We start from the raw sequence: 521 nt of genomic DNA, 5'->3' as shown, positions 1-521 counted from the left end.
CACCACATAACCCATATTCTTCAAACTGGTTCTGATCATGCTGATATAAGAAAATAATAGCTGTCGTTTTTCCCTGCTGGCTTCAATGATGTTGAAAGCCTCGTGAGCAGCCGCACAGCTGGCTGGCGGAATAGCGGTTTGAAAGATAAATGTTCTGGCATGGTTCAGCAAAAAGTCGATGAAGACCGCTGATCCAGCCGCAAAACCTCCTTCCGTACCAACAGCTTTGCTTAAGGTGCCGATCACAATGTCAGGATAAACACCAAAGTATTCACTCGTTCCTCGTCCCGAATCACCTAAAACTCCTGTTGCGTGGGCGTCATCAACGACCACGAAGGCATGATAGCGTTTCGCAAGTGAGATGATCTGATCAAGAGGGGCGATTGTGCCATCCATGCTGAATACCCCGTCTGTTACGATAAAACGGCGCTGATAACGCTGTGTTTCATTCAGCTTGTTTTCAAGATCATTCATATCAATATGCCGATAAACAACTGTATCAGCATTAGAAAGTCGGCAGC

1 protein-coding gene is annotated in these 521 nt (G+C 46.1%); it reads right to left on the bottom strand.

All coding sequences use genetic code 11. The features are described 5' to 3' along the window. The coding region (locus ACWHAR_RS31915; protein ID WP_452089031.1) for an aminotransferase class I/II-fold pyridoxal phosphate-dependent enzyme at window positions 1–521 on the bottom strand (521 nt) is incomplete at both ends.

It is taken from the genome of Bacillus sp. LR--39 (genome assembly GCF_053613335.1).
Note: the sequence above shows the minus strand (reverse complement) of the source record. Positions and strands in the feature narration are given on the sequence as shown.